This window comes from Propionivibrio sp. (genome assembly GCF_016790145.1).
GTDB lineage: Bacteria > Pseudomonadota > Gammaproteobacteria > Burkholderiales > Rhodocyclaceae > Propionivibrio.
On the sequence record NZ_JAEUOI010000107.1, the window covers coordinates 1 to 6,725 of the forward strand.

The 6,725-nt window shown below is 51.7% G+C and carries 10 protein-coding genes; all 10 read left to right on the forward strand.

Features of this window, described 5'->3' with window-relative positions; all coding sequences use genetic code 11:
- Nucleotides 1-181: 181 nt before the first annotated feature.
- Nucleotides 182-523: a hypothetical protein gene (locus tag JNM42_RS09755; RefSeq protein WP_294268779.1), complete on the forward strand. Its 342-nt coding sequence runs from the start codon at nt 182-184 to the stop codon at nt 521-523.
- 417 nt (nt 524-940) lie between these two features.
- Nucleotides 941-2,167, forward strand: coding sequence for a YbfB/YjiJ family MFS transporter (locus JNM42_RS09760; RefSeq protein ID WP_294268781.1), 1,227 nt, complete (start codon nt 941-943; stop codon nt 2,165-2,167).
- Between the two features lie 313 nt (nt 2,168-2,480).
- Nucleotides 2,481-2,801 (forward strand): DUF2917 domain-containing protein, encoded by a 321-nt coding sequence (locus tag JNM42_RS09765; protein WP_294268783.1) that lies wholly within the window; start codon nt 2,481-2,483, stop codon nt 2,799-2,801.
- 174 nt (nt 2,802-2,975) lie between these two features.
- Entirely contained in the window at nt 2,976-3,350 is a 375-nt protein-coding gene (locus JNM42_RS09770; RefSeq protein ID WP_294268785.1) for an EthD domain-containing protein, read from the forward strand.
- A gap of 57 nt (nt 3,351-3,407) precedes the next feature.
- Nucleotides 3,408-3,689 (forward strand): hypothetical protein, encoded by a 282-nt coding sequence (locus JNM42_RS09775; RefSeq protein ID WP_294268787.1) that lies wholly within the window; start codon nt 3,408-3,410, stop codon nt 3,687-3,689.
- Between the two features lie 22 nt (nt 3,690-3,711).
- Nucleotides 3,712-4,113, forward strand: a complete 402-nt coding sequence (locus JNM42_RS09780; protein WP_294268789.1) for a GFA family protein — start codon at nt 3,712-3,714, stop codon at nt 4,111-4,113.
- A 112-nt stretch (nt 4,114-4,225) separates the two neighbouring features.
- Nucleotides 4,226-4,684: a cupin domain-containing protein gene (locus tag JNM42_RS09785; protein ID WP_294268791.1), complete on the forward strand. Its 459-nt coding sequence runs from the start codon at nt 4,226-4,228 to the stop codon at nt 4,682-4,684.
- A 73-nt stretch (nt 4,685-4,757) separates the two neighbouring features.
- Complete coding sequence (locus tag JNM42_RS09790; RefSeq protein WP_294268793.1) at nt 4,758-5,594, forward strand: isocitrate lyase/phosphoenolpyruvate mutase family protein; 837 nt, start codon at nt 4,758-4,760, stop codon at nt 5,592-5,594.
- Between the two features lie 24 nt (nt 5,595-5,618).
- The gene (locus tag JNM42_RS09795) at nt 5,619-6,149 is read left to right on the forward strand and encodes a GNAT family N-acetyltransferase (RefSeq protein ID WP_294268795.1); all 531 of its coding nucleotides are present in this window, start codon (nt 5,619-5,621) and stop codon (nt 6,147-6,149) included.
- Between the two features lie 164 nt (nt 6,150-6,313).
- Nucleotides 6,314-6,725: dienelactone hydrolase family protein (locus JNM42_RS09800; protein WP_294268797.1), on the forward strand; the 412-nt coding region annotated here is incomplete at its 3' end.

Consider the following 6,725-nt stretch of genomic DNA (forward strand, 5'->3'; position numbering starts at 1 on the left):
CATTGCATCGCATCTTCCGTCCTATCTCATGGACAAGGGACTGGGCGCCAGGGACGCGGTGGCAGGTCTTGCCATTATTGCGCTTACAAATGTTCCGGGAACCTAGTTTTGCGGCCATCTCGGCGGTTTGCTCCGCAGAAAGTACCTGCTGAGCGGTCTCTATATCGTACGCTCCGCTGCAATGATCCTCTTCGTTCTGTCGCCGCTATCGAGCTATTCGCTCTATGCGTTCTGCGCGGTGGCAGGATTCTTTTGGCTGGGCACCGTACCGCTGACTAATGGTCTCGTGTCGCAGGTATTTGGCGTGCGTTATGTCGCCACGCTGTTCGGCTGCGTGTTCTTCTGGCATCAGTTGGGTTCTTTCCTGGGTGTCTGGCTGGGTGGCTACGTTTTCGATGCCACCCGATCATACGACTTGATGTGGGCAGGCTCGATCCTGATTGGGCTTGTAGCAGCCGCACTTCATTACCCTATTGACGATCGGGAGATAGTCCGCAGTCCGCTGGCAGCGGGTGTCGCATGACGCGCCAAGCCAGGAACATTGCAATCCGAGGGATCACATGGATTGCGATCGGTGCTTGCTTGTACGGGGTATTCACTTCCTACCTGTCACCGTCGATCACAATGTCGGTTCTACAACTTATCTCCTTCTGTGGATGACCATTGTATGTACGAAGTTATTGGTTTCAGACCAATCGAAACTTGCCCGGTTTCTTGCGAAAACCGAACTACTTCGGGCCCGGGGATTTCCTGATCTGAAGATCAATCGTGATTATCTGCAAAGCCCTTTTGGAATAACAGACGGGATATTTTGTTTTGGCCACAAGGAACAAGTTTCTTCTGCCACGGCGCACTACGCGCAATGAGATTCCGACTGAGTCTATGACAAAACGACGGATACCTTAAGCAATCCACCAGTAAGTCGACGCGAGAAAGAACAATGGCAGAAAATCATACCGTAAACGCACCCACTCACTTTCCCGAGCCTTCTCCCGGAAGTGCACTGGTTTGCCACCCCTGGGCCGTTGCGCTGGCTCTGTCCTTGGGGCCAGCCGTATCCAACGGCCTGGGTCGCTTCGCCTACGCCCTCATCTTGCCAGCGATGCAGTCGGATTTGCACTGGAACTATACCGAAGCGGGGTGGCTCAATACCGCCAACGCGATTGGCTACTTGCTGGGTGCAATGGCTACTCTATGGGCGGTCCGGAGTAGGGGAGCGGGCGCACTGTTTCGGCTGGGCATGGTGGTGGTTACCGTGGCGCTACTCGTTTCAGGCGCGACCCGGGACATTGCGTTGCTTTCGCTCCTGCGCATCCTGGCGGGCTTGGCTGGAGCGCCGGTCTTCATTTGCGGCGGGGTGCTGGCCGCCGCACTGTTTCCTGCCGGCGACCCCCGAGCGGGCAATGCCATCGCCCTCTACTTCGGTGGCGCCGGAGCAGGTTTGCTGCTTTCCGGGATAGTCCTGCCCCTCTGGTTCGACCGGGCGGGACCCGCCGCCTGGCCAGCCGCCTGGATTTCCTTGGGAGTCCTCTCGGCTTTCTGCGTTCCGGCCACATGGTGGGCCAGTCTGCAGGTCGGCGAGTTGCCCGCCGCCAATGCTGCACCACTTCCGGGTGCCTGGCGCTGCTTCCTGCCGGCTTTGATTGGATATGGGTTCTTCGGCGCTGGCTACGTGATATACATGACTTTCGTGGTGGCCTGGGCACGTAGTGCTGGCGCCGGGGTGGGTGCGGTCATCTCCCTTTGGAGCCTGCTTGGTTTGGCCGTGCTGGCCTCACCCCTGGTTTGGCGGCCACTGATTGCCCGCTGGACCGGCCAAACCTGCATGGCCTTGTCCATCGGTGTTACCGGTTGTGGCGTGGCGCTTGCCTGGGCCATGCCAGGCAATGCAGGTCTTCAGGCGTCCGCCATCCTTTTCGGCCTGAGTTTCTTCATCGTCCCCTCTGCGGTCACCACCTTGGTCCGCAGCAGTTTGCCCAGGACCCAATGGGCTCCGGCGGTGGCTCTATTTACCGCTGTCTTTGCCGCCTCTCAGGCCGTCGGTCCGATCGCCGCTGGCTGGATAGCCGACCGGTCAGGCACACTTTCTTCAGGGCTGTTGCTGGGACTTGCATTGCTGGCGGCAGGAACTCTTGCGGCGTGGACACAGCCTTCGACGGGAACTTGAGAGTGCTGCGAACAACAACCGCCGTAGGTAAGCAGCAGTAGGCAACCACGCGTTGGTTTATAAGCCAGGAAATTTTTGGACTCCAAAGTCATTCAGTTGACCTGTCCGGCAGAAAGAAATCTTTCCAATTTAGGCGCCTAAGAATTGTCACTGACACTCGATCATGGCAAGCGTCCGTATGTTTCACATTCCCATACAGAATGATTACTGCGCGACAAAGTCGATTGAGCCGAATAGCAAGACAACGTAACATGTTTTACATGAATGGAAGCTTCCGCAACGCTGGGATGCCAGCAACATTTAGAGGAATAGCATGATTATCCAGAGTGAACATCTTCACGTTGCTTTGAAGCATGGATTCACGTTTGAACTCTCTGGTGCACGCGGAATCGAACTTTCCTGTCTTGCGGGCGCCATCTGGATCACGCAACACCAACAGATCGATGATTGGGTACTGCAATCAGGTCAATTTTTAACCATCACAAGCAACGGCAAAATCGTCATTTCCGCAAGCAAAGAGGGCGCCACATTTTCCGCGCAACAACCCGCACGGGAGCATGTAAAAAGTAGCGTCGCCCCGACCCTGAATTCGCGAAATTACTCCCTGTCCAGAACTTCAGGTGTGGAAGCATGAATACAAATTCTTACGAGCTACAAAGGATGTGGTCAGCCTTGTTGTCAATTTGCCGTTAGGGCGTACCTGGCAAATGTGCGTCAGGGGAAGAATGCATTCTCATCAAGTGAATCTCAGAGTGACAGGCGATTTCACCAATCATAACCTTACTATTAACACTGGATAATCAAGCAAATGATCAAAATATCTTTCTGTCTTCGGCGTCGATCTGATCTTACCCATGAGGAGTTTTTGGACTATTGGAAAAACAAGCATGGCTCATTGGTTCAGCAACACAAAGGTGTGCTGCGTATTGCACGCTACATCCAGTTTCATGGTGATTTCGGTCCAATGACATCAAAATTAATTGCCTTCCGCAGTTCCCCCGAACCTTACGACGGCATCGCAGAGATCTGGTACGAAAACCTAAGCGCGCTTGAGACATTAGGGCAAGACCCGGCAGCCAGGGCTGCTAGCCGACTTCTTTCGGAGGACGAAAAGAGATTCGTCGACCTGAAAAACTCACCAATTTTTACCGGTGAAGAGATCGAACTTGTGAGCGTTCAATGAGAAGCCCGGTCGCCCTTAACCTGGCCAAGCCAGATTTTTCTGCAAGTGGGGGGTGGAATGCACTATGTCTTGATTATCCATGAGGTCGAGTCTTACAAAGCATGGAAAGTCTGTTTTGACCATGCTGCCGGCATTCGTAAGGATGCAGGGGAAATCAGTTACCAATTGCTGCATTTCGACAATGAAAAAAACACCATTGTCCATCTCTCCCATTGGTCTTCCCTTGGCAATGCGAAAAGCTTTTTTGAATCGCCCTCGCTGGAAGCAATCAGGCAAGAGGCCGGTGTCAAGGCGCCCTCTTTTATCTATTTGAACGAAATAGAGCACAGGACTCTATAGCGGTATCCCTACGGAGCATCACATGCACACAGGTAGTTGTCTTTGCGGAGAAGTTGAATACGAAATCGATGGCGCGCTCGGTCCGATTGTTTATTGCCACTGTTCGCGCTGCCGAAAATCTACAGGCTCAGCATTTACTGCAGTATCGCGGGTGGCCTCCTCTGACTTCCGTATCGTAAAGGGAGAAGAGCATCTACGCAGCTACCGGAATGACTCTGGCCTTCATCGTGTTTTTTGTGGCGCTTGCGGTTCTGCAATCATTGGTAAACGCGAAAACCTGCCGGAGATTGTTCGAGTACGAATAGGCACTTTAGATACTCCAAACCATGACAAGGTTTCCTCGCATATCTTTGTTGATTCAAAAGCCGAGTGGGAGAACATTCCTGATGATGCCCCTCAGTATTCAGAGTGGCCTGAGGGCTAGCATTCGTTACAGATGAGGCTGTGTCAATAGCTCGCAGAACTCCATTGCTTAATGAAATCCCAAGCATTTTCCACTAGACACATACGATTCTATCTCATGCCAAGGAGAATCCATGAATCCAAGTCCGAGTGAAAGAGGGGAAAACTTCAGCGTTGTAGAAATTGGCGCTGTAGATCTCTGGAAGAACTACAAAGTGAAGAGCAAAGCGCTGCAAGGCGTCGATGTGTCAGGCAAGTTATTCCTGAATTCGATCCTTGGCTTGACCGGAATGGAAGTTTCGGTGAACTGCCTGCGTGCTGGTAGCGCCATGCCCTTCTACCACAAGCATCATTGCCATGAAGAGCTTTATCTTTTCTTGAAGGGAAGAGGCCAATTTTACGTCGATGGAATAGTAATAGAAATCCAAGAGGGTACCGCGCTGCGTGTATACCCGGAAGGAGAGCGAACATGGCGCAACAATTCCCGCGAAGATCTCTTCTATCTTGTGATTCAAGCCACCGAAAACTCGATTAATGCTGACGGAACGGAGGACGGCTACTCCGATCAACGCAATGTAGTTTGGCCAGCGTGACCCATACCCGCACTAACTTCATCGAAATGAAACTGAATGCACCTGATTGGCATTTGCACTGTAGGGCGAGACCATGAAATCCCAAAATGAAAAATCCGCTGAATTTGTTAACTTGCACCGTAAAGGTCACTGCTTTGTTATTCCCAATCCTTGGGATGCAGGTTCGGCAAGGTTACTTGAACACCTTGGCTTCAAGGCCTTGGCAACGACAGGCGCAGGTTTTGCCTTCTCGCAGGGGAAATCCGACCTCAGCATCAATGCGAAAGAAATGCTTCCGCATCTCACTCAGCTATGCAATGTAACCAGCTTGCCCATTAGCGCGGATCTTCAAAACGGTTTTGGCAGCACACCAGAAGACGCGGCAATGACCATTACCGAAGCTGCCAAAACAGGCATTGTTGGCTGTTCAATTGAAGATGCATCTGGTGAACTCGAACATCCAATCTATGATTTGGGACTCGCAAGGGAGCGCATCCAGCATGCTGTGTCAGCCGCCAAGTCACTTGATTTCAAATTTATCCTCACCGCCCGGGCAGAAAATTACTTCTACGGCAATCCTGATTTAGAAGACACCATTCTCAGGCTTCAGGCTTATCAGGATGCTGGCGCAGATGTGCTATATGCCCCAGGCGTTCAATCCAGAGCTGACATCAAATCGATTCTCAACTCAATCGATCGCCCACTCAACGTTCTCATGGGCTTGCGAGGAGAGCAACTCACGCTGGCTGAGCTGAGTGAGTTGGGTGTTGCACGTATCAGCCTGGGTGGGTCGCTGGCCAGGACAGCTTACAGCGCGATGATAAGTGCCATCAGAGAAATTACGTCGACTGGTTCATTTGATTATGCAAGTAACGCAATAACCGGCAAAGAAATTAATGCCATTTTTGATCGCCCGACTCCCCTGAGATAAGAATCCCGTAAGAAGAATCAAAGAATGAAGACATCCTTTCGTAGTGCATCTGAACTGGATGCTGGCAAGATTTCAATACTTGTTAACAGAGCCTACAGACCATCAGCCCATGAGCGTGGCTGGACACATGAGGCAAATCTTGTTTCGGGCCAGAGAACAACGGAGGAGCAGGTTCTTTCGCTATTCTGTTCGCGATCATCAGTTCTGGTGCTCATACAGGATACAAATATCGTCGCATGCGTCCATGTGCAATGTGAAGAGTACTCCGCTGTTATCGGCATGCTTGCCACAGATCCCGGTTGCCAGATGCAGGGGTTCGGCAAGCAGATACTGAATTACGCTGAGCAGTTCGCATTTGAGCACTTTGCCACTACAACCTTCAAGATTTCCGTTTTATCTCCTCGAACCGAGTTGATCGCATTCTACGAACGCCGTGGCTACGCCCGTACCGGGGAAATGGTGGGTTATCCAGTTTCGGCGGGAATAGGCGAACCCATTGTGCATGGACTTCAGGTGGAAATATTGACCAAGCAAATGGAAAAGCCATCAAGTTAACTTGGCCTTACCTATCTCCTTACTTTTTCCGAATGTTCTCTTATGACATTCCGCCAGCGCATGTCAAAGATGAAAATTCTTGATTGATGATTGGGAAGTGATGTCGTCCAATGAGTGCCATGTCGTCAAACCATCAGGGATCGAAAACGATGGCGGAACAAAGTATGAATGTGAAAGACTGCCTTGAGGACTTTATCACTCTGGAACTTTCGTTCAACGGTATCTCAAAGGTGGTTTATGTCATGGGCAAGGGACCCGCTGTAATCGTAATGCCTGAGATGCCTGGCATCAGCCCTCAACTTGCGCGCTTTTGTCGCTGGGTCAGAGAGGCCGGATTTACTGTCTATCTGCCATCGCTGTTTGGCAAAGACGGTGATGTGCCCACAGCGGAAGAGGGTCTGGCCATATTTAAAAGGGCTTGCGTTAGCGCTGAATTCAGAGCGTTGGCCGCAAATGAAACCAGTCCGGTTACGGTCTGGCTGCGAGCTCTGGCCAAGTTTGCACATGAGGCATGCGGAGGACCTGGAATTGGTGCTATTGGAATGTGTTTTACCGGTAACTTTGCCCTGACAATGA